This window comes from Pseudomonas fluorescens (assembly GCF_041354075.1).
Taxonomy (GTDB): domain Bacteria; phylum Pseudomonadota; class Gammaproteobacteria; order Pseudomonadales; family Pseudomonadaceae; genus Aquipseudomonas; species Aquipseudomonas fluorescens_CE.
In genome coordinates this window covers 143707-169865 of sequence record NZ_JARZGC010000007.1, presented here as the reverse complement: position 1 = coordinate 169865, position 26159 = coordinate 143707, and the positions used below count along the sequence as shown (strand labels likewise).

Sequence of the window (26159 nt, the reverse complement as noted above, 5' to 3'; positions counted from 1 at the left end):
CTCAACCCAGGCATCGTGTGACGTGTTTGACCGATTGGTAGGCTGACAGACCCCAGGGACCGAGTTCGCGGCCGATGCCGCTGCCCTTGGTGCCACCCCAGGACGTTTCCACGAACACTGCCTGGATCGAGTTGATCCACACGTGCCCGACGTCCAGCGCCTCGGCAACCTGTTGCGCCCGCTCCAGGTCGGCACTGATCACCGTGGCCACGAGGCCGAACCGGCTGTCGTTGGCCAACGCCACAGCCTGCTCCTGCGAACTGAAACGATGAGTGCACAGCACCGGGCCGAAAATTTCCTCGGTCCACAGCCGACTGGTCAGGGGCACGTCCGCGTAGAGGGTCGGGCAGACGAACCAGCCCGGATCCCGCACGGCCTCGCCACCGGCCAGGCATTGCAAACCCTCGGCGCGGGCGATGGCGAAGTACTCGCCGACCTTGGACCATTGCGCCTGGCTGGTCAAGGGGCCCATGTCGACGTCTTCATCCTGGGGGTTGCCGACACGCAGGGTTTCGAACGCGACTTTCAAGCGTTGCAGCAGGGCGTCGGCGATGCTGTCCTGGACCAGCAGGCGCGAAGTGGCCGAGCACATTTGCCCGGCATTCCAGCAAATGCCGGCGACGATCCATTCAACCGCCTGATCGAGGTCGCAATCGTCGAACACCACAATCGCCGACTTGCCGCCCAACTCCAGGGTCACCGGTCGGCAATGGGCGGCGCTGCTGCGCATAACGTCGATGCCCACGGCGTTGCTGCCAGTGAACGACAGCTTGTCGATACCGGCATGGTTGCTCAGTGCCGCACCGGTCCGGGCCTTGCCGCAGACGATGTTGAGCACGCCCGGTGGCAGGCCCAGCGTCTCGGCGATCTGGCCGTAGGCCTGCTCGATCAGCGGGGTGATTTCCGAAGGCTTGAGCACCACCGTGCAGCCGGCGGCGAGGGCCGGGGCGAGTTTCCAGGCGCTGGTCACCAAAGGGAAATTCCACGGCACGATCAGGCCGACGACGCCGACCGGCTCCAGCCGGGTGTGCGCGGTAAAACCGGGCACCGATAACGGCACTTCAAGGTTCGAACGATCCGCCATGCCCTCGGCCAGGCCTGCGTAGTAAGTGAAGGTGGCCACGGCATCGTCGATATCGACGACCGCTTCATGACGGGGCTTGCCGTTGTTCTGCATCTGCAGGGCGATCAGGCTTTCACGGCGCTGGTCTATCTGCTCGGCAAAGCCTCTCAGGAAACCGGCCCGGGTGGCGGCGCTCAGGTGGCGCCACGCGGGGAGGGCCTGGCGCGCCGCAGCGATGGCCTGGTCCACTTGCGCGGCACTGGCGGCCATGAGTTCGGCGAACGGCTGGCCGAGGGACGGGTCGTAGACGCTGATCTGCTCGGCGCTGTCGCCGGTCAGCCAGCGGCCGTCGATGTACTGGGCGGCGGTCATGCGCTGGCTCCTTGCAGGACGCCGTGCACGGCGTTACGAAAAATCCGGCTGTAATCGGCGGCGCTGAGGATACAGGCGTTCGTGTCCGAAGAGGAAATGTCGGCGAGCGCCTGTTCCCCGACCCATTGCGCGGCCTCTGTATCGATACCGATTTCACCCAGCGTGTGCGCAATGCCAAGGCGTTGACGCAAGTGCAGGACCCAGTCGAGGAAGCCCTCGAAATCAGGCTGTGGCAGCTCCAGGTAGCGCGCCAGCCGGGCAATGTCCTGACTGATCGCCTGCCGATTGGCGACCAGCACATACGGCAGCAGGATCGCATTCAGCAACCCGTGATGCTTGTGATAGCGCGCGCCCAGCGGGTGAGCGAGTGCGTGCACGCCACCCAGTCCTTTCTGGAAGGCCACGGCGGCCATGGCCGAGGCTACCAGCATGCCTTCGCGCGCGACCATGTCCTGGCCATCGTGGTGGGCGTTGCACAGGTGCTGCTGGATCAGGCGGATGCCTTCTACCGCGACGCCCGAGGACATCGGGTGATACAGCGGTGAACAAAAGGCTTCGATGTGGTGGGTCAGCGCGTCCATGCCGGTGGCGGCGGTCAGTGCCGGTGGCAGGCCGCGTGTCAGGATCGGGTCGAGGATCACGCTGGCCGGCAGCAGTTCAGGGTGGCTGATCACGCGCTTGATGTTCTGTTCGCTCAGGGTCAGCACCGCCTCGCGGCCCAGCTCCGAACCGGTACCGGCAGTCGTGGGCAAGGCGATCAGGCGGGGAAGGTCCAGGTGCGCAAAGTGCCCCAGGCTCGGGTAGTGAGCAATGACATTCGACCATTGGTATTGGTCGAGGCCTTGGGCGTCGACGGCCGCCAGGCTGATGCCCTTGGCGGCGTCCATCGCGCTGCCGCCACCCAGGGCGATCAGTGCATCGTGCTGGCCCGCCTTGAATGCGGCCACGCCCCGGGCGACGTCATCCAGGCTCGGGTTGCTGGCGATGTCGCTGAACACGGCGAAGCGGATGCCGGCCTGGCGCAGATGGTCGGTGACCAGCGCCATGGGCTCCAGGTCCAGCATGCCCGGATCGGTGACCAGCAAGGGATGGGTCATGCCCAGCAAGGCGCAGCGTTCGGCCAGCACATCCAGCGCGCCGGGCCCACAGAAGATCTCCGTGGGGTAGTTCCAATAATGAAGAGAGGACATCTGAGCTCCAGATCAGCGAGGCCCGGTGATGGGCCCCACACGACAATCCGATGAGGTTATTCGGGACGCAATTGCAGGGGGCGACGCAGGTAGGGTTTGGCCCGGAACATGTAGATCAGGCCCAGCAGCGCGAGGACGGAGAACACCAGGATGACCGCCCAGACCTGGAACCAGGGCGCTCCCGGTGGGGCCAGCGACTCCCGTGGCCAAGCGACGTTGATGCTTTCGAACACCAGCCAGAAGAACGCGGCGAGATTGACCGGCAGGCCCCAGCGACCGAGGGTGAACGTCCCGGGCTCGACCTTCCATTGGCCGCGCAGGCGAGCGAGCAGGGCGCAACTGACGACAATCAGGAACACCACGAAGAAGCCGCCACTGCCAAAGGCGATCAGCGTGCCGACGGCCGTCGCATTCAGGCCCAGTGCCAGGCCGAAGCTGGCGAACAGCGTGCTGAAGACCATCGCGGCAAAAGGCACCTTGCGCTTGTCGACCCGACGCAACAGCGCCGAGGCGGGCAGCATCGAGTCCCGGGCCATGCCGAACACGGCGCGGCCAATGTAGGTCTGGATCGAGACGATGCAGGCGATGAAGGCCACCAGCACCACGCCCACGAACGGTCGCTCGGACCATGCGCCAAAAGCGTCCACGACGGCGGGGGTGACCGGATCGATGACCTGGCCCGAAACCATGCCGGCAGTGTCGGTGTACGACAGGGTGACGGCGAATGCGGTCAGCATCACGGTGAGGCCCACCAGGATCATGGAGCGCAGGATGGCGCGGGGTGTGGACGTGCGGGCGTCGGCGGTTTCCTCGGAAACCTGCGAGCAGGCGTCGAAACCCAGGAATGCCCAGCCACCGACCGCCATGGCCGTGAGGAAGCCCGGCAGGTATGAGCCGTCGGTGCCTGCGGTTGAAGTAAGGCCTTCGAACACCAGCGACAGCGAGTGATTGCGGAAAAACAACAGCAACAACACGCCAATGCCGATGGAGGCGATTGCTTCGGCAATGATGCCGGCATTCACGAAGTACTTGAGCGGGTTGATGCCGAACAGGTTCACGCCCAGGCCTAGCAACAGGAGCACGGCGCCGCTGAACACCTGGGCATTCGCCGCCGGGGGCTCACCCGTGAAGAACAGCCACAGCCAGAAACCGCCCAGATAGGCCACGGTGGTCAACGAAGCCAGCGCGGAGGCCAGGTACATGAACCCGGTGAACCAGGCCCAGCGGTCGCCCGCCAGCCGCTTGACCCATTGATAGCAGCCACCGGCGAGCGGGTACTGCGAAGCCAGCTCGGCATAGACCAGCGCCACCAGCAACTGCAACGCCAGGCACAGCGGGACGATCCAGACCCAGGACGGACCGGCGTTCATGGCACCCAGCGACATCACCGAGTAAATGCCCACCACCGGGGAAACCGTGGCGAATCCAACGGAAAATGAAGACCAGAGTGAAAGACCGCGATGCAGTTCCTGGGCATAGCCATGACTGTGCAACAGCGATTCGTCGGTGTTTTGCCGGGAGAGTGGGGAGGTCATTGCCCACCTCCAACAGAAGCGGAAGCGCCGATCGGTGCGCAATGACCGGCACGGCTGCGTGCAAGCGTAGGGGACATAGGAATTCCTTGGTCGGCAGACAGATTATTTTTAGGATCGCCTGGCTCAGGCGTACCGACAAAACCGCCTTCTTCATGAGGCGTGGACCGAGCTTAATTCAGCCAAACATCGAGAAAAATTCATATGTTCGTAAGCTGGGTTATGGATTTTCATATGTTTGAGCGGTGGCGAGGCGTTCACGCCGAGGGTGAGCACACACAAAAAACCCCGCATTCGCGGGGCTTTTTCTTGCTGGCTTGCGCGCTTAAACGCGGAAATGGCTGACCATCATCTGCAACTGGTTGCCCAGTCGCGCGAGCTCGACGCTGCTGGCGGCGGTTTCTTCGCTGGCCGCCGCCGTCTGTTCGGAAATGTCGCGCACGTTGATGACGCTGCGGCTGATCTCTTCGGCCACGGCACTCTGCTGTTCGGCCGCCGCCGCGATCTGCTGGTTCATTGACTGGATGTTCGACACGGTGCGCGTGATTTTACCCAGTGAAGCGCCGGCCTTGCGGGTCAGGTCGACGCTGCTGTCGGTCAGGGAGCGGCTGTTGTTCATTACGACGGCTACTTGTTGGGTGCCGTTCTGCAACGCCGCGACCAGGCCTTCGATCTCTTCGGTGGATTTCTGGGTCCGTTGCGCCAGCCCGCGGACTTCGTCGGCCACCACGGCAAACCCGCGACCGGCCTCACCGGCCCGAGCGGCTTCGATGGCGGCGTTGAGCGCCAGCAGGTTGGTCTGTTCGGCCACGGCCTTGATCACGTCCATGACGCTGCCGATCTTGTCGCTTTCCTGTTGCAGCACCGCCATCGCTTCGGTTGAGCGTACCACCTCCGAGGCCAGTTTTTCGATCTGGGCAATGGCTTCACCCACCACCTTGTCACCTTCACGGGCATCGACGTCGGCGGAAGCGGCAGCCTGGGACGCCTCTTCGGCATTGTGCGCAACTTCCTGCACCGTAGCGGTCATTTCGTGCATGGCGGTGGCCACCTGATCGGTCTCCACCTTCTGGCTGTTAACGCCGGCGCTGGTTTGTTCGGTCACGGCGGACAGTTCTTCGGCAGCGCTGGCGATCTGGGTGACGCCGTCGCGGATGTTGGTGATCAAGTCACGCAGGGTCGCGCCCATGCGCTGGATGCCTTGTTGCACCTCGCCCAGTTCATCGCGACGGGTCACGACCGCGCTATGGGTCAGGTCGCCTGCGGCGATCTTCTCGATGACCGCCAGGGTCTCGCGCAGCGGATGAGTGATTTGACGGGTGATGATCACGGCGGCCAAGGCGCCGAAGAGTAATGCCAGCAGCGCACTGATGATCTGCTGGGTGCGGGCGACGTTGCTTTCCTGGTCGCGAAACTCGATCTGTACCTGATAAAGCCGGTCGCTGGTTTTTTCGATGTCGACAGCCTGGGCTTTCATGGCGTCACCGGCCGCATTGACCTGAGCGGTGGCGCTGATGAGTTGGCGCAAGGCGTCGCGATAGGCTCGTACCGCCTTGTCCAGTGGCTCGGCGTGAGTGGCTGCGGCGGGCAAACGCTGGGCGAGGGTGCCGATGTCGGCCAGGGCTGTGTCGAACTGCTGCAAGGCATCGCGCTCGGTTTCCGGCGTGAAGTTGGCCAGGTAGCCGCGGACTTTCAGGCGAATCAGCATCAACTGGTCCTTGGTGCCGGTGGCCGCCTTGAACTGCTCGAGGCGCGAGGCATCGTCACCGGAGGCGGACTGTGCGTCACGGTTGATGGTGTCGACCAGTGCAATGGCGCGATCGGCCGCAACGGTCATCGCGTCCCGGGCGGCAAGAATGATGCGATAGCTGTCGCGCATCTTGTTCAATGACGCCTGAAACTCTTGCGTGGCCTGACTTTGCGCCTGCAGCAGCTTGACGTTTTCCGGCGCGGTTGAGACCTTGATCAGCGCCTTCTGCTGCTCGATGAAGGTGTTCAGCTTGTTCTGCACGTTGCTGGCGCTGGCATCGTTGCCGCTGGTCAACATGTATTCCAGGCGCGCGGCGCGCAAGGCGGTCAGGTCGTTGTTGAGCTGGGTAATTTCTCCCATCCTGTCGCTGCGGTCGATGACGCTGCCCAAACTGGTCCAGCCGGTCAGCGCCAGAACGCCCGTGAGCACTAGCACCACGCCGAAGCCCAGACCGAGTTTCACATTCACCCTAAGATTTGCGAACCAGTTATTCATGAGTCCCTCCAGCCGTATGTGTATGAGGCGCTTTGTTGCTGGAGCCTTGATTTTCGGGACCCAACCCTAGTTGGATCGGCCGCCTCGGCCGAAGCTGAAGAGCGTTTGGGGCGATATGTCGCCCTGTGGAAGCTACAGCCTAGAGCGGTTATCGTGAGTCGTCTGACCACTGCGCCGCATCGGCCGGGCTCAGCGGTGTTAACGCTGTATTTCAATGCGCCGCTGACAACGGCGATTTTTATCTGACTCAAGGAATGTCCAGTGGACCGATTCCAGGAAATGCAGGTCTTTTCGGTGGTGGCCCAGGAACAGGGGTTCTCGGCGGCGGCGCGTCGCCTGGGCATGTCGGCGGCCAGCGTGACCCGCGCGGTGGCGGCGCTGGAAAAACGCATCGGCACCTCGCTGCTGACGCGCACCACCCGCAGCGTGCATCTGAGCGAAGCCGGCCAGCGTTATCTCGACGACTGTCGGCGAATCCTTGCCGAGGTGCAGGAAGCCGAGGATTCGGCGGCGGGCAGCCATGCACAACCGCGCGGGCAACTGACGATCACGGCGCCGGTGTTGTTTGGCGAGTTGTTCGTCACGCCGGTGATGGTGGATTACCTGGCCCAGTATCCCGAGGTGATCATCAATGCCCTGATCGTCGATCGGGTGGTGAGCATGGTCGAGGAGGGCGTCGATGTGGCGGTGCGCATTGGTGAGCTGCCCGACAGCAACCAGCATGCGATCCGGGTCGGCGAGGTCCGCCGGGTGATCTGCGCGTCGCCGTCCTTCCTGCAGGCGGCTGGCCGGCCGGTGCATCCCCAGGACCTGGCGCGCGCGCCGGTGATTGGCACGTCCGCCATTGGTCAGCAACGCAGTTGGCCCTTTCATGAAGCCGGCGAGCTGCTCAGTGTGCGAACCGAACCTCGCCTGGTCGTGACTTCGAACCAGGCCGCCATTCGCGCCGCCAGCCTGGGGTCGGGTTTCACCCGCGTCCTGTCTTACCAGGTCGCCAGCCAGGTGGCCTCGGGGGCGCTGGACATTGTCCTGGCTGACTTCGAATTGCCGCCGTTGCCGATCCACGTGGTATATCAGGGTGGACGCAACGCACCGGCACGGATTCGCAGTTTTGTGGACTTCACCGTGAAAGCGCTGCGTGAACACCCGGACCTGCAACGCTGAAGGTTTATTGCTCAGGTTGAAATAATTGATTGCGTTTGCTGGTTATTCTGTTGTTTTGGCGCTGGGTGGAAGATAGCGTCCATCGGTGCTGATCACTCCTGAACGGCGCCACTTGACTGCGGAGTCGACCATGCAAGCGATCAAACTCTACAACTTCCCGCGTTCCGGCCACGCCCACCGCGTGGAACTGATGTTGTCCCTGCTGCAACTGCCCGTCGAATCCATCTTCGTCGATCTGGCCAAGGGTGAGCACAAGCAAGCGCAATTTCTCGCGGTCAACCCGTTCGGCCAAGTGCCGGCCATCGATGACCAGGGTGTCGTGCTGGCCGATTCCAACGCCATTCTGGTGTACCTGGCGCAGAAATACGGCAACGGACGCTGGTTGCCCGCCGATCCGGTCGGCGCCGCGAATGTCCAGCGCTGGTTGTCCGTGGCGGCCGGGCCGATTGCCTTTGGTCCGGGTCGGGCCAGGCTGATCACGGTGTTCGGCGCCCCTTACAACGCTGAAGAGACCATCGCTTACGCTCACACCTGGCTCAAGCTGATCGATCAGGAACTGGCCAATTCGACTTACCTGGTTGGCAACCAGCCGACCATTGCCGATGTCGCAGCCTACAGCTACATCGCCCATGCGCCTGAAGGCAATGTGTCGCTCGAGGACTACGCCAACCTGCGCGCCTGGTTGGCACGGGTCGAAGCCTTGCCAGGGTTTGTCGGCATGCCGCGTACGGTCGCCGGTCTGCAAAAAAGCGCCTGATCAATCCATCAGTGCAAACCAGGCCGCGAGTCCTGCCAAGGGCTCGCGGCCTTTGGTGCTTGACCTGTAGCATCTGATGAGACGCTGCCTTGAGCAGCCACTAAGGATGACTCATGGTTTTTTTCGCCCGGCTGGCGGTGATGCTGGCGGCGCTGGTGCTGCTCAACGGTTGCGAGCGGCAGGACAGGCCGGCCCTCGACCAGCAACTCTACATCTGGCAACGCCAATGGACGCCGGCCCATGAAGCCGCCCTCGATGCAAGCCGCGCGGACTTCTCGACTCTGCGGGTTCTGGCCTTGCAGGCATTTCCCGGGGCCGGTTGGAGCCGCGCGCGGATCGATGCGGCGCTGCTCAAACGAGACGGCCGGCCGCTGATCGCGGTCATTCGCCTGGATGGCCAGCTCGCGGCACTGGACCCGGATGAGATCACGGCGCAGATCCAGCAGGTGCTCAGTGATTGGCAAGCACAGGGGCTGATGCCAGCCGGCGTGGAAATCGATCACGATGCCGGTGTCGCCCGGCTGCCGGCATATCGGAAATTTCTCACCGATCTGCGTGGGATGCTGCCGGATTCAACGAAGCTGAGTATCACCGCGTTGCCCGCCTGGCTCGACAGTTCCGAACTGCCGGCGATGTTGGCCGTCGTCGACAGCAGCGTGTTGCAGGTGCATGCGGTCAGCGATCCACGACGGGGTTTGTTCGACCCTGGCCAGGCGAAATCCTGGGCCATTGCCTGGAGCCGCATCACCGCGAAACCGTTTTACCTGGCACTGCCGGCCTACGGCGTGGCGCTGCTGCCACCGGTGGACGGCGTCCCGGTGGTGGAAAGCGAAGTGCCGGTGCCAGGCAGCGGCGAGCGTCGCGAATTGCTGGCCGACCCGCAGCAACTGCGCAGCCTGGCCCTGGACCTGCGCAACGATCCACCGGCCCATCTGGCGGGACTGATCTGGTTCCGCCTGCCTTTGCCCAATGACCGTCGGGCCTGGAGCCTGACCACGCTGGGCGCGGTCGCGCGCGGCGATGCCCTCGACAGTCGCCTGACAGTGAAACTCTCGGGCCGTGACGGCCTCTATGACGTCAGCCTCAGCAACCAGGGCAACCTCGACCGTGCCTGGCCGGAACGCCTGACGCTCGTGGTGCAGGGGTGTGAGGGCGCAGACGCCTTGGCTGGCTACACGTTGCAACAGCGTCCGGACCTGCTTACCTTCACCCGCCTGCGCGATGGGCGTCTGCCGGCCGGCGGGCAGCGCGCCATCGGTTGGGCGCGCTGCACCCGTATTGATCAAGGAGGTTCGAATGTTTACCCGTAACTGGCCGCGTCATCTGCTCTGCCTGAGCCTGGGCTTGCCACTGGGGTCGGCGCTGGCCTGCGGGCCGGACTTCCCCCTGCGCCTGCTCGACAACCGCAGCCAGTCGCTGGCGGAACTGCCTGAAGGCAACTTCCGTTTCGAGATCAGCCGCCTGGGCCAGGCGATAGCGGGGCTGAAGGTGGTCGATGACGCCCTTCACAGCGGCGATGCGGCCGAGTACGCCGAGCAGCGCGAATACGCCGAACAGGCTGACCTGACCGCGTCACAGCAGGAGCTGGTCAAGCGCCTGCGCGGTTTGACCGATGCCCGTGAAGTGCAAGCCCAGGGCGCGAGCCTGCCGAGTGAACTGGTGTTGTATCTGGCGGGCGCCGTGGCGTTCAGTGCGGGTGACCACAGGATGGCCGCCGCGTATTTCCGCGAAGTGCTGGCCTTGCCGGCCGAGCAACGTCGCTTGCGCAGCACCTGGGCCGCCTATTCGCTGGGCCGGGCGCTGTACGCCCAAAGTGGAGAAGCAAACGCCAGCCCTGAACTGCTGGCGCAGGCCCGCAAGGCCTTTGCGCAGGCTCGGCAGCTGAGCATCGACGGTTTCAGCGACCCGCTGGAACTGGGTGTCGCCAGCCTGGGCGAAGAAGCCCGTGTCGCGCGCACGGTCGGCGACTGGAACAGCGCCATCGAGCTCTATGCCGCGCAGAATCGTCACGGTTCGGGGGTCGGCTACACCTCGCTGAAACTGTTGGTGGCCGACCTGATGGCGATGCCCGAGGCGCAACTGAAGCCGTTGCTGGCAGGCAAACCGGTACAGCAACTGATCACGGCGTCCTTGATCAGCCGGTTGGGTTGGTCATTTGGTGAGCAGCCCGCCGCTGAACGAAAAATGATCAGGTTATTGCAAGCCAGCACCCGGGGCAGCCTGGACAACGCCGATCGACTGGCCGCCGTGAATTACCAGCAGGGCGACTACGCCAGCGCCAAGGCATTCCTCGAACACGCCGGCGACGGTGGCCTGGCGTGGTGGTTGCGGGCCAAACTGGCGATGCGCGACGGTGACAAGTCAGCGGCCGCTGCGGCCTACGCCAAAGCGGCCAAGGCCTTCCCGCAGGATGAGTCCTGGGGTGAGCGCCGCACGCCCGACTGGGCTTTCGAAACGGTGGAGCCCAAGTGCCGGGTCGAAGGCGAAAGCGCGATCCTGGCGCTGCAACGCGGGGATTATCTGCAGGCGTTCGATCAGCTGTATCGCAGCAAGGACATCTACTGGTTCGACGCCGCGACCGTCGCCGAGCGTGTGTTGACCGTCGATGAACTCAAGCAGTACGTCGATACCCGAGTGCCTGCGCCGCCAGCGCTGAGCCAGCAGGATCGCGACAACTATGTGCCGTTGCCGGTGGCGGCGAAGCTGCGTAATTTGCTCGGCCGTCGCCTGCTGCGTGAGGAGCGTTACGACGAAGCGGTGGCGTACTTCGACAGCGAAACCTTGCAGCACAAGGCAAGTTGGTACGGCGAAATGCGCCACGACGCCGAATCGAAATGGTGGCCCAGCAAACGCGCCTTCGCCTATTTCAACGCCGCGACGATCGCCCGTTCCGATGGCATGGACCTGCTGGGTTACGAGATGGCCCCGGACTACGCCACCTTTGGCGGCAATTACAGCCTGGAAAGCGTCGAACTCAAGGTCGGTCCGCTGGTAGCCGACGAGGAGGTCAAACGCCAGCAAGCGAGTGCCGCGCAACCGGATCGGCGTTATCACTACCGCTTCGTCGCCAACGATCTGGCCAGCCGTTCGGCCGATCACCTGCCCCACACCAGCCAAGCGTTTGCCGCCGTGCTCTGCGCGGCGACGGGGTGGAATCCGGATCAAGCCGAAAAAACGGCCTTTTACAAACGTTATGTCGACGAGGGGCCCTACGTCGATTGGGCAGCGTTCTTTGGCGAACAATGCCCTTATCCAGACTTCCAGAATGCTGACAAACGTTACGTCACCCAGGCATTGAGCCCGGTGCGGGCGGCCCTGCGTCCTTACAAGCAGTGGCTGGCAATCGGCGGCGTCATTGCGTTTACAGCGGTCGCGCTGGTGCTGATCAATCGCCTTAAACGGCGGGCACGCCCCTAGTCATGCCTGTTGAACAAAGGCCAGCCGCACTGCGAAGCCGATCAGCAGGCTGCCAAACAGCCATTGCTGCAGGCGCTGGGCCGAGGGACTGCGTTGCAGCCAGCGGCCCAGTGCGGCACCGGCCAGCGCATAGGCGCTGTCGAACAGCAAACCGACGCTGACCAGCACCACGCCCAGGGTCGCGAACTGCGTCAACACGGCCCCGGCCTGCGGGTCGATGAACTGTGGCAACAGCACCGAGCAAAACAGCAACGCTTTGGGGTTGAGCAGATTGGTCAGCAAGCCGCGCTGGATCGCCTGGCGCCAACGGGGTGCTGTGCAGGACGTTGGCGCCCCGTTCAAGTCCGGCAGCATCGTGGTGCGCAGGCACTGGATGCCGATCCACAACAGGTACGCTGCCCCCGCCATGCGCACCACATCGAAGGTCCAGGGGGCTGCCTTGAACAACGCCGCCAGACCCAGCGCCGCCAATGCCACATGACAGCCCCGGGCAATGCCCAGGCCCACCGCAGTCGCCAGTGCCGGGCCTCTGCCCTGGCGTGCGCCGGTTTGCAGCAGGAGGATCATGTCCGGTCCCGGCAGCAGGTAAACCACCGTCAGCGCCATGAAAAACAGCCACAGTCCCGCCATGTTGCACCCCCAATACGTTGTCGATCCGGTGACACCACTCTATGGCGCAAGGGCAGGGCAGGTGGTTGCGTAGTTTGCTTCAAAAGCCTCTTTGATTGGCATAACCTGCTAATAAAAACCGCTCAAACTCTCAGGATCTACCAACAATGAAACTCGATGCCTACGACCGCAAGATTCTCGCGGCCCTGCAACGTGACGGTCGCTTGAGCAACGTGCAACTGGCTGACGAGATCGGCCTGTCCGCGTCGCCGTGCCTGCGCCGGGTGCGGATGCTCGAGGAAGCCGGTGTGATACGCGGTTATCAGGCCAACCTGGATCGCGATGAGGTGGGGCTGGGGCTGACGGTGTTTGTCGGGGTCAAGGTCGAGCGCCACAACGACGAACAGGCCGAGGCCTTCCGACTGGCCGTGACGGCATTGCCGGAGGTGATCTCGGCGTTCCTGGTGTCGGGGGAATCGGATTTCCTGCTGCAGGTCGTGGTGCCGGACCTGCGTGCCTACGACCGCTTTCTGACCGGGCGATTGCTGAAGTTGCCCGGCGTCAGCGACATCCGCAGCAATTTTGCGATTCATACGGTGAAGACGCCTGGGGCGTTGCCGTTGGAGCATTTACCGCTTTAGACGGCGGTGCCCTATCGCGGGCAAGCCCGCTCCTACAGGGTTTCAAGTGCACCACAAATCCCTGTGGGAGCGGGCTTGCCCGCGAAAGCGGCAGACCTTTCACCGCAAGACGCAGGCTCACATCTGCGTGGCCATCCCCTCCACATCCATCGCCGCCTGGCGCAACGCTTCGGAGCGGGTCGGGTGTGGGTGGCAGGTCAGGGCGATGTCCTCTGCGGAGGCGCTGAACTCCATCGCGACGCAGTATTCGCCAATCATCTCACTGACGCTCGGGCCCACCAGGTGCACACCCAGGATCTCGTCGGTGCGCTCATCGGCGATGACCTTGGCGAAGCCTTCGGTCTCGTGGTTGATCTTCGCCCGGCTGTTGGCGGTGAACGGGAATTTGCCGACCTTGTAGGCCCGCCCTTCGGCCTTGAGCTGTTCTTCGGTCTTGCCCACGCTGGCCAGCTCGGGACGGGTGTAGATGACGTTGGGAATCAGCGCGTAATTGACTTCACCGGCCTTGCCGACGATCTGCTCGACGCAGGCCATGGCTTCATCTTCCGCCTTGTGCGCGAGCATCGGCCCTGAGGTGACGTCGCCGATCACCCAGACCCCGGGCGCTTCAGTGCGGTGGCCCTTGTTGGCAAGCATGCCGCGTTTGTCCGTGGCGAGGCCGACGTTTTCCAGGCCCAGGCCCTGGGTGTAGGGGCGGCGGCCGATGGCGACCAGCACGTAATCGGCCTCCAGCAACTCGGCGTCGCCCCCGGCGGCTGGCTCGACACTGAGCTGCACGCCATCGGCCGAAGAGGTGGCGCGGGTGACTTTCGAATTCAGCTTGAAGCGGATGCCTTGCTTGCTCAGCGAGCGTTGCAGGGTTTTACCCGCTTCTGCGTCGACCCCGGGACAGATGCGGTCGAGGAATTCGACGACGGTGATCTGTGAGCCCAATCGCCGCCAGACCGAGCCCAACTCCAGGCCGATCACGCCTGCGCCGATCACCACCAGGTGCTTGGGCACTTCGCCGAGCGACAGCGCGCCGGTGGAGTCGAGGATGCGCTGGTTGTCGATGTCGACGCCTGGCAGGGGAGTGGGTTCGGAGCCGGTGGCGATGATGATGTCCTTGGCGCTCAACTGGGTTTTGCCGCCGTCGCTGTCCGTCACCGTGACCTTGCCCGGACCGTCGATATGCCCCCAGCCCTTGATCCAGTCGACCTTGTTCTTGCGAAAGAGGAACTCGATGCCCTTGGTCAGCCCCGTCACGCTTTCATCTTTCTGTTTCATCATCTGCGCGAGATTGAGCGTGGGCTTGACCTCAATGCCCAGGTTGGCGAATTCCGCACCCATGGCCGCGTCGTAGAGCTCGGAGGCGTGCAACAGCGCTTTCGATGGCATGCAACCGACGTTCAGGCAAGTGCCGCCGAGTGTGGCGCGCCCCTCGACGCAAGCGGCTTTGAGGCCCAACTGGCCGGCGCGGATGGCCGCGTTATAACCACCGGGGCCACCGCCCAGAATCACGACGTCATAGCTGCTCATGGATTGACTCCTGATTAAATGAAATTCGGCCTGGATAAACGGCTGAGTAAACGTAGCCCGGGAGAAAAATTACGAGCGTAATATGAGTGTTTCCGTGCCTTTCGGTCAAGGCGTTCAGCAACGCGACAGCTGCACCCCCCTAGATAGAAAGGCTCAATACAAAAAATTCACGCAGTTTGTTATATCGTAACCAACTTCGCGCTGAGCCAAGAAACACTGGGGTGTTATGCAAGTTGATCTCGATATCGAGGGCGCGGCCGTCGCCGGGCTGCCACGGTTCCAGCAAGCGCTGGTGCAGGGGCGACGATTGCGTCTATGGGGCCTGGGGCTTGGCGTGTTGGCCGCCATCGGGCTGGTGCTGGCATTTTTCGTCGAGCTGTTTGCGCCGCAATCGCTGTGGCCAGTGTTACTGGTCAATCAGTGCGCTGGTTTGCTGGTGCTGATCGCAGGTCTGCAATCGGCGTGGTGGCTGACGCAGTGGCGCGCCTCGGCGCTCGAACCGACCGTGCTCCCGGTGCAATCCACCGCGACCGAAGCGCCGATGGGCGGGTACGAGCGATTGCTGGAACGGATCAGCGAAGGCTGCAGGCGCGCGCTGAACACCCTCGGAGCCGCAACGCTGTGGCTCGGCGGCTGGGCGTTGCTGGCGCTGTTCTGCATCAACCAGGTGTGGAACCTGGCGTTGCCGCCGGCCGCCTTGGGTTTGTCAGCGAACATTGGCGCCGCACTGTCATTGTTGCTGGCGTTCGGCCTGTTGGTGCTGGAGCGGCAATTGGCCCTGGAGCCTGTGACGCAGTCGCCTGAAGCAGGGTCGCTGGCCCAGTTGACTCGCGTGGCGATCGTCAGCCTGGTGGTGAGCGCCTTGTGCCTGTTGTTTGCGGGGGAGGGGGTTGTATGGCCGGCCCGGCTGGCCGTGTTGATCGGTGCACTGCCGGGGCTCGTCGCGGCCGAGCTGTTGTTACGGGCTGTTCTTTCCGTGTTCAGGCCCCGCCACGAACAGCGTGAACCGGCGCTGCTGGCCCGCAGTTTCATTGCCGAGCTGCTGCGTTGGCCACCTCGGCCCCTGCTGGCATTGCAACACGAATTGCATCAGCGCTTCGGCATCGATCTTCGGCAGATCTGGGCGTTTACCTACATGCGCCGAGCTTTTTTGCCGGTGTTGGCGGTGGTTGCCCTGCTAGGTTGGGCGTTGACCGGTGTTCACGAAATAGCCCTGCAGGCCCGTGGCATCTACGAACGCTTCGGTAAGCCGGTGGATGTGTTCGAACCGGGTTTGCACATCGGTTGGCCCTGGCCGCTGGGTCGGGTGTTGAGTGTCGAAAACGGCGTGGTCCACGAACTGACTACCCGTGTCGGCGAAGTGGCTGCACCGATGGCCGCTGAACCGGCCGAAAGTCCGGCGCCTGTCAGCGCCAATCGCTTGTGGGACGCCAGCCATGTGAGTGACAAATCCCAGGTCATTGCCAGCAGCCGGGCGGACAAACAGGGCTTTCAGATCGTCAACATGGACGTCCGGTTTGTCTACCGCATCGGTTTGACCGATCGGGCGGCATTGGCCGCCACCTATAACAGCACGGATGTGCCGGCATTGATCCGCAGCACCGCCAGTCGGGTGCTGGTTCATGACTTCGCCTCGCGCACCCTCGATGGTCTGCTTGGCGAAGACAGGGTCGGGCTCGGGGAGGAAATTGGCCGGGCCGTTCAAGCGGATTTGCAGGCGCTCGACAGTGGCGTGGAAATTCTCGCCACGGTGGTTGAGGCCATCCACCCGCCGGCCGGTGCGGCCAACGCCTACCATGGCGTGCAAGCTGCGCAGATTGCCGCGCAGGCGCTGATTTCGCGCGAGCGCGGCGCGGCAGCCGAGGCCAGTAACCAGGCGCAATTGCAGGCCAGCATTGCCCGCGATCAGGCCACCGCCACTGCGAGGGAAATCAACGCAGCCGCCCAGGTGGCGGATCTGGGGTTTGCGGCTGAGCAAAAAGCCTACGCCAGCGCCGGTCAGGCATTCGTGCTGGAGCGGTATTTCAGTCAGCTGTCCCAAGGGCTGGCCGGTGCCAGATTGCTGGTGCTGGATCACCACCTCGGTAGCAATGGCAACGCGCCGACCATTGACCTGCGCGCCTTCACCTTGCCGGCCGACCCGGCACCATCGCCGAAAACCGCTCAACCAGGAGCTGCCAATTGAGCCAGTCACACACTCACGATCGTGCTGACCACAGCGGCCACGATCACAGCCATGGCGGGCATCACCATGGGCACCACCACCATCATCACCACGGCGACGTGCAGGCGACGGGTCCTTTTCCATGGCGACGCATGGGATGGGCGGGGCTGCTGGTCGCATTTGCGGTCGCGGCGGCGAGCCTGGTGCAAGTCAGGTCCGGTGAGGCGACCGTGATCACCCGCTTTGGCAATCCGTCGCGGGTGCTGCTGACGCCAGGTTTGGGTTGGCGTTGGCCGGCGCCCTTTGAAGCGACAATTCCCGTTGATCTGCGCCTGCGCACCACCTCCAGTGGCTTGCAGGACGTGGGCACACGGGACGGGTTGCGCATCATCGTTCAAGCCTACGTGGTATGGCAGGTTCAAGGCGATGCGGACAATGTTCAACGCTTCATGCGGGCGGTGCAGAATCAGCCGGATGAAGCGGCGCGGCAGATCCGCACGTTTGTCGGCTCTGCGCTGGAAACCACGGCTAGCAGCTTCGACCTGGCCAGCCTGGTGAACACCGACGCCAGTCAGGTGCGCATCGGCGACTTCGAAACGCAGCTACGCCAGCAGATCGATCAGCAACTGTTGGCCACCTACGGCGTCAGGGTCTTGCAGGTCGGCATCGAACGCTTGACCTTGCCCTCCGTGACCTTGAATGCCACGGTCGATCGGATGCGCGCCGAGCGTGAAACAATCGCCACCGAACGCACAGCCATTGGCAAACGCGAGGCCGCGCAGATTCGCTCTGCCGCCGAGCGTGATGCCCGCATCGTGCAGGCGGATGCCAGCGTGAAAGCGGCCGGCATCGAAGCCCAGTCCCGGGTGGAAGCTGCGCGGATATACGGTCGTGCCTACGCAGGCTCGCCCCAACTGTACAACCTGCTGCGCTCTCTCGACACCCTGGGCACCATCGTCGGCCCGGGCACCAAACTGGTCCTGCGCACAGACGCTGCACCTTTCCGGGTGCTGGTCGATGGTCCGCCGACCCTCGAGAACAAGACCGGGTCGCAACCATGAGTTTGGTTCCACGTGGAACACATGAGTCGAGCCCCTGGATTCAGGCCGGGCGATTGGCCTTTCTAGCCTTGTATGCGGTGACGCTGTTGGCTGCCGTAGTGTGGGCGTTTTCCAACGTTCGGCAGATCGACCCGCAGAACCGCGCAGTGGTGTTGCACTTTGGCGCGCTCGATCGCATTCAGAATGCCGGTCTGCTGTTGGCATGGCCACGACCCTTCGAGCAGGTGGTTCTGTTGCCGGCCGCTGACCGGGTGATCGAACGCCGGGTCGACAATCTGCTGCGCAGCGACGCGGCAATGCAGGCTGACCGGATGGCTTCCTTCGCCACGCCGCTGAGCGATGCGCTGGCGGGGTCCGGTTACCTGCTGACCGGCGATGCGGGTGTCGTGCAGCTGGATGTGCGGGTTTTTTACAAAGTCATCGAACCCTATGCCTTCGTGCTCCAGAGCGAACATGTGTTGCCGGCCCTGGACCGCCTCGTGACGCGCAGTGCGGTAGCCCTGAGTGCCGCTCGGGACCTGGACACCATTCTGGTGGCGCGACCGGAGCTGGTTGGCGCGGACAGTCAGGCCGCTGAACGGCGCGAGCGTCTGCGCGGCGATTTGGTGCAAGGGATCAACCGGCGGCTCGAGGAGCTTTCAGCAGCCGGGCAGGGGCTGGGGATCGAGGTCGTGCGGGTGGATGTGCAGTCGAGTCTTCCGGGACCCGCGGTGAATGCCTTCAATGCCGTCCTGACCGCCAGTCAGCAAGCCGACAAAGCGGTCGCCAACGCGCGCACCGACGCCGAAAAACTCACGCAATCGGCCAATGAGCGCGCCGACCGGAGCGTGCGGCTCGCCGAGGCTCAGGCCAGCGAACGACTGGCCAAGGCGTCGGCGGACACCGCCACTGTCCTGAGTCTGGCCAAGGCGCAACAGGAGGGCACCGAGCCACAGATGTTGCTGCGCATTTATCGCGAACGACTGCCGAAAATCATGGGGCAGGCCGGTTCGGTGACCACCGTCAATCCTCAAGACGATTCCCGCCTGATCATTCAGGGAGCTGCCCAATGACTGCATCCACCGCCGCCGCCCCAAGCCTGTTGTCGTCCGCCGAACAACGCAGCGCTGCGCGTCAGCTGACACTGGCCATGCTTGCCCTGGGATTGCTGGCGCTGGGTCTGGCCTGGCGCGGGTTGTCACCGCAGCAAACAGGTGTCAGCCAATTGTTGCTGGGGACCGCCTCGCTGCTGGTTGCGGTGCCGGTGATGCGCTCGGCGTGGTTCAGCTTGCGCTATCCAAGCCTGCACGGAATCACTGACCAGTTGATTGCCCTGGCCATGCTCGGTGCCTGGGCAACCGGCGACCTGCTGACCGCCGCGCTGTTGCCGATCATCATGATCTTCGGCCACGTGTTCGAGGAGCGCAGCGTGATCGGCTCCCAGGAGGCCATTCACGCGTTGGGTCAACTGACCCGCAGCCATGCGCGCAAGGTCCAGAGCGATGGCTCCATCCTCGAAGTGGACAACGGCACGCTGACGCCGGGTGATTGCGTGGAGGTTCGCGCCGGCGACCGGGTGCCTGCCGATGGCCGAGTGCTGTCCGGCCAGGCCAGCCTCGACACGGCGTCGATCACCGGTGAGTCGGTGCCGGTGGAAGCGGGTATCGGCATGGCGGTATTCGGCGGGGCCATCAACCTCGACGGCGTGCTGCGGATTGAAGTGACCCGCACGGGCAGCGAGTCGACCCTCGGCAAAGTCATCGCACTGATGCAAAGCGCCGAACGTTCGAAGCCGCCCATTACCCGGTTGCTCGAACGTTACGCCGGCCGCTACATGGTGCTGGTCTTGCTGTTGGCCGCCGTCACCTGGTTCATCACCAACGACGCCCAGGCGATGCTCGCGGTGCTGGTCGCCGCCTGCCCTTGTGCGTTGGTGTTGTCGGCGCCCGCCACGGCCATTGCCGGTGTCGCCGTGGCTGCCCGCCACGGGATCCTGATTCGCAGTTCGGCGTTTCTGGAAGAGTTGGCCGACCTGACGTCGCTGGTGATCGACAAAACCGGAACCCTGACCTACGGCGCGTTGCGCCTGCAAGCCATTGACGGTTCGCCGGAAAACCGGACTCAGGTGCTGCGGCTCGCCGCCAGCCTCGGGGCTGCCAGCAGCCATCCGGTCAGTCGTGCGCTCGCCGGTCTGGTGACCCAGGATGACTGGCTGGCGCTCTCGGATATTCACGAGCGTCAGGGGCTCGGTGTGGTGGCCATGACCGGGCAGGGCAAAGCCGCCCTGGGGCGACCCGAGTTGTTTGCGCAGTTGGGTATCCCGACGTCCCTGGTTCCAACGCACGATGGTCCGATTGCGGGGCTCGCACTGAACGAACAATTTCTTGCCTGGCTGTTGCTGGCCGACAGCGTCAAACCCGAAGCACGGTTTGCTCTGAGCGAGTTACGCGAGCTCGGCCTGGGCCGACAATGGTTGCTGACGGGCGATCGCCAGAGTGTGGCGGATACCCTGGCGCGGGATGTCGGTCTGCCGAATGTCCAGGCCCAGGCCCTGCCCGAGGACAAGCTCAATCGGGTCCTGAAGGAAATCGACAGTGGTTTTCGGCCGATGGTGGTCGGCGATGGCATCAATGATTCGCTGGCGCTCAAGGCGGGTGTGGTCGGCGTTGCCATGGGAGCGGGCGGGGCAGATATCGCCCTGGCGTCGGCAGACATCGTGTTGATCGGCAGTGACTTGCGGCGCCTGGGCACCTGCGTGCGCCTCAGTCGCCAGTGCCGCAACACCTTGCAGGTCAACGTGATCATCGGCCTGGGCTGGACGCTGGCCATCGTGGTGTTTGCAGCGTTCGGCTGGCTGGGGGCGGCAGGGGCCATGATTGCGGCGCTTCTGCACAACCTGAGCACTTTGTTGGTGCTGGGTAATGCAGGTCGCTTGCTGCGATTTCAGGAGCCTTTGCCGAAGTTGCCCGAGAAGTCCTGACGGCGTAAGGATTTTTTAGAACCGCAGGACATCGGCGCAGTCATCTGGATAGGGTCATCACTTCTTTGCGTTGACGACGAGGGACGGGGGTTCGGCTGATCATAGAAAAGGGCTATCAAATCGATAGCCTGCTAATTTTCAAGGATGGGCTAACCTCATTTCAGACGTCTGCAATCAGGGGGATATTCCATGCTCGCGCAACTTCCACCGGCCTTACAGAATCTGCAGCTACCTTTACGCCTGAGACTCTGGGACGGCCATGAATTCAATCTGGGCCCGGCGCCCAGCGTCACCATTGTGGTCAAGGACCCACAGATGGTGAGCCAGTTCACCCACCCCAGCCTGGACGCGCTCGGAGCGGCGTTCGTCGAAGGCAAGCTCGAGCTGGAAGGCTCCATGAGCGACGTCATCCGGGTCTGTGATGACTTGAGCCAGGCACTGTTGAGCGAGGATGACGACAGCCGGCCAGTGCGTGTCGCGCACGACAAGGAAACCGACGCCAAGGCGATTTCCTATCACTACGACCTGTCCAACGCGTTCTACCAGCTGTGGCTCGACAGTGACATGGCCTATTCCTGCGCCTATTTCGAAACCGGCAGCGAGACCCTGGAGCAAGCCCAACAGGCCAAGTTCCGCCACCTCTGCCGCAAGCTGCGCCTGCAACCCGGTGAGTACCTGCTGGACGTCGGTTGTGGTTGGGGCGGCCTGGCACGTTATGCGGCGCGGGAATTCAGCGTAAAAGTGTTCGGCATCACGCTCAGCAAGGAGCAACTGGCGCTGGCCCGGGAGCGGGTCACCGCCGAGGGCCTGGACGATCAGGTTGAACTGCAGTTGCTCGATTACCGCGATCTGCCCCAGGACGGTCGGTTCGACAAGGTCGTCAGCGTCGGGATGTTCGAACATGTCGGTCATGCGAATCTCGCCGAGTATTGCAAGACCCTGTTCGGTGCCGTGAAGGAGGGTGGGCTGGTGATGAACCATGGCATCACCGCCAAAGCCACCGACGGCCGCCCGGTGGGACGCGGCGCTGGTGACTTCATCGAGAAGTATGTGTTCCCCAATGGCGAGTTGCCCCACTTGTCGATGATTACCGCCGAAATCAGCGAGGCGGGTCTGGAGGTCGTGGATGTCGAGAGCCTGCGCCTGCATTACGCGCGCACGCTTGACCACTGGAGCGAACGCCTGGAAGACAACCTGGAAGCCGCTGGCAAACTGGTGCCCGAACAGGCGCTGCGCATCTGGCGGCTCTACCTGGCGGGTTGTGCTTATGCATTCGCCAGGGGCTGGATCAACCTGCACCAGATTCTCGCCGTGAAAGCCCACCCCGATGGCAGCCATGAACTGCCCTGGACCCGCGACGACATCTACACGCCTTAAAGAATTGGCGAAATAAGCCGGGCGATCCGCATGCCGACCTGTTGCAGGCGGTGGGTTTCCCGGCTTTCCTGTTTGGCCACTTCATGGGCCAGGGCGAAGTCTTCGTTGAGCATCTGTTCCACTTCGCCTGCGAACGCGCTGTCGACCGTCAGCAGCATCACTTCAAAATTCAGCCGGAACGAGCGGTTGTCCAGATTCGCGCTGCCGATGGCGCTGATTTCGCTGTCGATCAGCACCACCTTCTGATGCAGGAAACCCGGTTCATAGCGAAACACCCGCACGCCGGCGCGTACCGCTTCGAAAGCGTACAGGCTGGAGGCTGCGTAGACGATCCGGTGGTCAGGGCGCGACGGCAGCAGAAGCCGCACATCGACACCGCGCAGCACCGCCAGGCGTAATGCCGAGAACACCGCCTCGTCGGGGATGAAATACGGACTGGTGATCCACACGCGTTCGGTGGCGGCGTGTATGGCTTCGACGAAGAACAGTGAGCAGGTCTCGTAGGAATCTGCCGGGCCGCTGGCCAGCAATTGGCACAGCACGCCATCGTCCGGGTAAACGTCCGGCAGGATCAATGGCGGCAACGATCGCGCCGCCCAGAACCAGTCTTCAGCGAACGACTCCTGCATGCACGCCACCACAGGCCCGCGCACCCCGACATGGGTGTCACGCCAGGGCGCCAGCGGCGGTTTCTCGCCCATGTATTCGTCGCCGACGTTATGTCCACCGACGAACCCGACCACGCCATCCACGACCACGATCTTGCGGTGGTTGCGAAAGTTGACCTGGAAGCGGTTGAGCCAGCCGCTGCGCGTCGCGAAGGCTTTGACCTCGATCCCTGCATCACGCAATGGCTGCACGTAACTGTGGGGCAGGGAATGGCTGCCGATGCGGTCGTACAGCAGATACACCGCGACGCCTTCGGCGGCTTTCTTCAATAACAGCGCTTGCAGGCGTTGACCCAGGTGGTCGTCGTGAATGATGAAGAACTGGATCAGCACGGCTTCCCGGGCCTGGCTGATAGCGTCGAAAATCGCTTCGAAGGTGGCCGGTCCATTGATCAACAGACGGACCTGATTGTTGGCCAGGCATGGCATGCGCCCCAGCCTGGGCATCGCCCGCAATGACGCATAAGCGTTGGACGCGCGGGCGGTCAGGGCTTCCTCCACCCAGGGGCGCCAGTTCAGTTCGGAAATCGCCTTGCGCATTTCCTCGTTGGCCTGCCGCCGCGCCTTGATGTAGCCATCGAAGGTGCTGCGGCCGAAGACCAGGTACGGAATCAGCGTGAGGTAAGGCATGAACAGCAACGACAGCGCCCAGGCGATCGATCCCTGGGCGGTCCGTACGGTCAGGACGGCGTGGATGGCGGCGATCAGCCCCAGGGAATGCAACAACGCGATCAGATAACCGAATAGGTGCGGTCCGAAGTAATCCATGGGACAGCCTTGCTCCTGAAGATTCAATGCCTAACAGACCATGTTCCGTGCAGAATGTCGCTAATTAATTGGCGCTTGAACCGAAGCCCCTGGCTGACGTCTAACGGCCACTACTGATCAGGAGTGACACGATGAACGTTCGTCTGCTGGGTTTGGCCGTGACTTTCGGTTTGGCGCTCCCCCTGGCCGCTCAGGCGCAGATGCTGCAGCCCGGCCTGTGGGAGCTGACCTCGAGCAACATGAAGGTGGATGACCAGAACCTGCCGGATCTGCAGTTGTTACTCGGCCAGATTCAAAGCCAGATGACGCCCGAGCAGCGCGCGCAGCTGGAGAAGCAGGGCATCACCATGGGTGGCAAGGGCATTCGCGCCTGCCTGACGCCGGAACAGGTCAAGAGTGACAACATTCCTCTGACGGACCCTCAGTCGGGCTGCCGCCAGGAAATCACCGAGCGTACCGGCAATCAGTGGAAATTCCGATTCAGTTGTCCCAAGGCGCAGGGCGCAGGGGTGGCGACGTTCCTGAGTGATCGCGAGTTCACCACCAAGGTGAACGGCACGTTCAACGCCACGGGCATCCAGCAAAAGGGCAGCCTCGATACTCGTGCAGTCTGGTTGGGGCAGGATTGTGGAACGGTGAAGCCCAGGGTCTGACAGCATCGCGAGCAGGCCCGCTCCCACAGGGCTACGAATGTGGGAGCGAGTCGGCTCGCGATGATCGGTTCAAACCACCACCGGCCCGGTTGACCGCAACCACGCGCACACCGCCTCAACCGCCATCGTGCCGAAATCCTCTCCGGTCCGGCTGCGCAATGTGACATACCCACCTTGTTTTTCCTTTTCCCCGATGACCACCAGATACGGCACCTGTTGACTGTGCTCGCGGATCTTGTGGCGAACCTTCTCGTTGCGCAGGTCTGCACGGGCGCGCACGCCACTGCGACGCAAGGCCTCGGTCACTGATTGGGCGTAATCGGCCTGGCGCTCGTCCATGCTGACGATCATCACGTGTGGCGGGGCGCGCCAGCTTTCGAGCTCTTCCTGGGAAGACCAGCAGCTTCCATAGATCCGCTGAGTCGCGGTGCCGCTGATGTGATCGAGCGCAAATGCCTGGAGCACCCTCGTTGCAGGAACGTGCGGGCCGATCGAGCGGCACTCGAAGTCGCCGAGCAGGTAGGGTGTCAGCGTCTCGAGGTCATGGGTGGGCGACGAGGGTGGGCGACGGCGAATCGAATGGTTGGTCGCGGCCAGCGTTTTCATGCGCGCTTCGATGCCTGCCAGATCGACCAGGTTCAGCGGACGCTCGAATTCAAACTCATGGAAGAAACCGTCACCCAGCACCGATCCGCGCTGCAATTGTGCCTCAGGGTAAAGCTGCTTCACGGCCACTGACAGCATCAGTGCGCAGGAGCGTCGCAGGATCTCCAGGCCATCGGGTTCGCGGGGGGTGACGATACTGACCCGGGCGTTGGCCTGGAGCATGAATGCGCAATCGACCAGTACACCGTCCACCCGGCCCGCGACGGCGGCCTTGGCCAGCTCCGGACTGATGCTGGCGGCGAGCTCGTAGACCGACAACGGCTGGTCGTATTCAAGCAGTGAACCATCGCTAAGGGTGATGTGCATCATGTCGGTGCTCTGGAGGCTCGCACATGAACCGTAGTGGTAAACCCGTGCTGTTGTCATCTATACATTTGTCACGCCATGCAAGTTGGCCGGTCACCCATGAGGCCGTGAGGAGAAACCAGCGTGCGATCGCGAAGGGGTAACGGATCAGGGGTGGCTCAGCGCCTGGTACAGCGTGTTGAGGTTGTATTCGAACAAACCGGTGAAGGTGCTGGCCGGGCCACTCGTGGCGAGGGCGTCGGAGTACAGGGTGCCACCGATGTGCGCGCCGCTCTCATCGGCGATCTGTTTGAGCAGGCGCGCATCCTTGATGTTCTCCATGAACACCGCTTTGACCTTGGCCTGGCGAATCTGGGTAATCAGCGCAGCCACTTCGGCGGCCGACGGCTCACGCTCGGTGGACAAGCCTTGTGGCGCCATGAAATCGATGCCGTAGGCCTGCCCGAGATAACCGAAGGCATCATGGGAAGTCACGATCTTGCGGTTGCCTGGCGGCAGGGCGCCGAGCTTGGTCTTGGCTTCGGCAAGCAGCGCGTAGATCCGTTTCAGGTAGATCTGGCTGTTACGTTCGTAATCGGCTTTATTCACCGGGTCGGCGGCCACCAATGCCTTGGTGATGTTGTTGATATACAACTCGGCGTTGGCCAGGTTGTGCCAGGCATGCGGGTCGGGAACGGTCTCGCCGTCTTCTTCCAGTGACCGGGGAATCACGCCGCGGCTCGCACTGATGACCGTGGCACGGGTGTCAGTGCTGCTCACCAGTCGATCCAGCCACGGCTCGAAACCCAGGCCGTTCTTGATGATCAGCCTGGCGCCGAGCAGTGCCTTGGCATCGTCGGGGGTCGGTTCGTAGGTGTGGGCATCGGCATCGGGCCCGACCATGTTGGTGATCTGAATGTGATCACCGCCGACCTGATGGGTCATGTCGGCGAGGATGCTGAAGCTGGTGACGACCTGGAGCTTCTCCGCCGCCGACAGCGACATGGACAGTATCAAACTGAACAACACGAGTAGAGCGCGCATCGGGCA

At 63.2% G+C, this 26159-nt stretch carries 19 protein-coding genes and 2 pseudogenes; 11 read left to right on the top strand and 10 right to left on the bottom strand.

Annotation, left to right across the window (positions count from 1 at the left end; genetic code table 11):
* Position 1 precedes the first annotated feature (1 nt).
* From QIW53_RS11810 to QIW53_RS11790, 5 genes and pseudogenes are all read right to left on the bottom strand, one after another.
* Positions 2-1435, bottom strand: a complete 1434-nt coding sequence (locus tag QIW53_RS11810) for an aldehyde dehydrogenase family protein (RefSeq protein WP_371049795.1) — start codon at positions 1433-1435, stop codon at positions 2-4.
* Positions 1432-2625 (bottom strand): iron-containing alcohol dehydrogenase, encoded by a 1194-nt coding sequence (locus QIW53_RS11805; protein ID WP_371049794.1) that lies wholly within the window; start codon positions 2623-2625, stop codon positions 1432-1434. The genes QIW53_RS11810 and QIW53_RS11805 overlap by 4 nt, the downstream gene beginning before the upstream one ends.
* Positions 2626-2681: 56 nt before the next feature.
* The gene (locus QIW53_RS11800) at positions 2682-4160 is read right to left on the bottom strand and encodes an APC family permease (RefSeq protein WP_192307222.1); all 1479 of its coding nucleotides are present in this window, start codon (positions 4158-4160) and stop codon (positions 2682-2684) included.
* Between the two features lie 322 nt (positions 4161-4482).
* Positions 4483-5079, bottom strand: a pseudogene (locus QIW53_RS11795) (methyl-accepting chemotaxis protein); the annotation flags it as partial.
* 306 nt (positions 5080-5385) lie between these two features.
* A pseudogene (locus tag QIW53_RS11790) lies at positions 5386-6402 on the bottom strand (methyl-accepting chemotaxis protein); the annotation flags it as partial.
* Positions 6403-6663: 261 nt separating this feature from the next.
* On the opposite strand from QIW53_RS11790, the gene QIW53_RS11785 reads away from it, so the two are divergent.
* From QIW53_RS11785 to QIW53_RS11770, 4 genes are all read left to right on the top strand, one after another.
* Positions 6664-7566: a LysR family transcriptional regulator gene (locus tag QIW53_RS11785; RefSeq protein ID WP_371049793.1), complete on the top strand. Its 903-nt coding sequence runs from the start codon at positions 6664-6666 to the stop codon at positions 7564-7566.
* A 130-nt stretch (positions 7567-7696) separates the two neighbouring features.
* A complete protein-coding gene (locus tag QIW53_RS11780) occupies positions 7697-8323 on the top strand; it encodes a glutathione S-transferase family protein (RefSeq protein ID WP_371049792.1) in 627 nt (208 codons plus the stop codon).
* 113 nt (positions 8324-8436) lie between these two features.
* Positions 8437-9633 carry a DUF3142 domain-containing protein gene (locus QIW53_RS11775; protein ID WP_371049791.1) on the top strand — a complete coding sequence of 399 codons (1197 nt, stop codon included), beginning with the start codon at positions 8437-8439 and terminating at the stop codon, positions 9631-9633.
* Positions 9620-11740 (top strand): hypothetical protein, encoded by a 2121-nt coding sequence (locus QIW53_RS11770; protein WP_371049790.1) that lies wholly within the window; start codon positions 9620-9622, stop codon positions 11738-11740. The genes QIW53_RS11775 and QIW53_RS11770 overlap by 14 nt, the downstream gene beginning before the upstream one ends.
* Here QIW53_RS11770 and QIW53_RS11765 read toward each other — a convergent pair whose 3' ends face one another.
* Positions 11741-12370, bottom strand: coding sequence for a LysE family translocator (locus tag QIW53_RS11765; protein ID WP_371049789.1), 630 nt, complete (start codon positions 12368-12370; stop codon positions 11741-11743).
* Positions 12371-12516: 146 nt separating this feature from the next.
* Between QIW53_RS11765 and QIW53_RS11760 the strand changes: the two genes are divergently transcribed.
* Positions 12517-12990 carry an Lrp/AsnC family transcriptional regulator gene (locus QIW53_RS11760; RefSeq protein WP_038980472.1) on the top strand — a complete coding sequence of 158 codons (474 nt, stop codon included), beginning with the start codon at positions 12517-12519 and terminating at the stop codon, positions 12988-12990.
* 117 nt (positions 12991-13107) lie between these two features.
* Here QIW53_RS11760 and lpdA read toward each other — a convergent pair whose 3' ends face one another.
* A complete protein-coding gene (gene lpdA / locus QIW53_RS11755; protein WP_371049788.1) occupies positions 13108-14508 on the bottom strand; it encodes a dihydrolipoyl dehydrogenase in 1401 nt (466 codons plus the stop codon).
* A gap of 226 nt (positions 14509-14734) precedes the next feature.
* Between lpdA and hflK (QIW53_RS11750) the strand changes: the two genes are divergently transcribed.
* The 5 genes from hflK (QIW53_RS11750) (at position 14735) to cfaB (ending at position 22069) form a co-directional block, all read left to right on the top strand.
* Positions 14735-16693 carry a protease modulator HflK gene (hflK, locus tag QIW53_RS11750; protein ID WP_371049787.1) on the top strand — a complete coding sequence of 653 codons (1959 nt, stop codon included), beginning with the start codon at positions 14735-14737 and terminating at the stop codon, positions 16691-16693.
* Positions 16690-17733 carry a protease modulator HflC gene (hflC, locus tag QIW53_RS11745; RefSeq protein WP_371049786.1) on the top strand — a complete coding sequence of 348 codons (1044 nt, stop codon included), beginning with the start codon at positions 16690-16692 and terminating at the stop codon, positions 17731-17733. Before hflK (QIW53_RS11750) ends, hflC begins: the two co-directional genes overlap by 4 nt.
* Positions 17730-18785: a protease modulator HflK gene (gene hflK, locus QIW53_RS11740; RefSeq protein ID WP_371049785.1), complete on the top strand. Its 1056-nt coding sequence runs from the start codon at positions 17730-17732 to the stop codon at positions 18783-18785. The genes hflC and hflK (QIW53_RS11740) overlap by 4 nt, the downstream gene beginning before the upstream one ends.
* Positions 18782-20692 carry a cation-translocating P-type ATPase gene (locus tag QIW53_RS11735; RefSeq protein WP_371049784.1) on the top strand — a complete coding sequence of 637 codons (1911 nt, stop codon included), beginning with the start codon at positions 18782-18784 and terminating at the stop codon, positions 20690-20692. Before hflK (QIW53_RS11740) ends, QIW53_RS11735 begins: the two co-directional genes overlap by 4 nt.
* Positions 20693-20881: 189 nt before the next feature.
* Complete coding sequence (gene cfaB / locus QIW53_RS11730; protein ID WP_371049783.1) at positions 20882-22069, top strand: C17 cyclopropane fatty acid synthase CfaB; 1188 nt, start codon at positions 20882-20884, stop codon at positions 22067-22069.
* Here the strand turns inward: cfaB and cls are convergent.
* Positions 22066-23505, bottom strand: a complete 1440-nt coding sequence (gene cls / locus QIW53_RS11725) for a cardiolipin synthase (protein WP_371049782.1) — start codon at positions 23503-23505, stop codon at positions 22066-22068. The genes cfaB and cls overlap by 4 nt on opposite strands.
* A gap of 131 nt (positions 23506-23636) precedes the next feature.
* On the opposite strand from cls, the gene QIW53_RS11720 reads away from it, so the two are divergent.
* Positions 23637-24158, top strand: a complete 522-nt coding sequence (locus QIW53_RS11720) for a DUF3617 domain-containing protein (RefSeq protein WP_371049781.1) — start codon at positions 23637-23639, stop codon at positions 24156-24158.
* Positions 24159-24227: 69 nt separating this feature from the next.
* Here the strand turns inward: QIW53_RS11720 and QIW53_RS11715 are convergent, their stop codons facing one another.
* The gene (locus QIW53_RS11715; RefSeq protein ID WP_371049780.1) at positions 24228-25133 is read right to left on the bottom strand and encodes a His/Gly/Thr/Pro-type tRNA ligase C-terminal domain-containing protein; all 906 of its coding nucleotides are present in this window, start codon (positions 25131-25133) and stop codon (positions 24228-24230) included.
* A 144-nt stretch (positions 25134-25277) separates the two neighbouring features.
* Entirely contained in the window at positions 25278-26153 is an 876-nt protein-coding gene (locus QIW53_RS11710; RefSeq protein ID WP_371049779.1) for a metal ABC transporter substrate-binding protein, read from the bottom strand.
* Between the last annotated feature and the right edge of the window lie 6 nt (positions 26154-26159).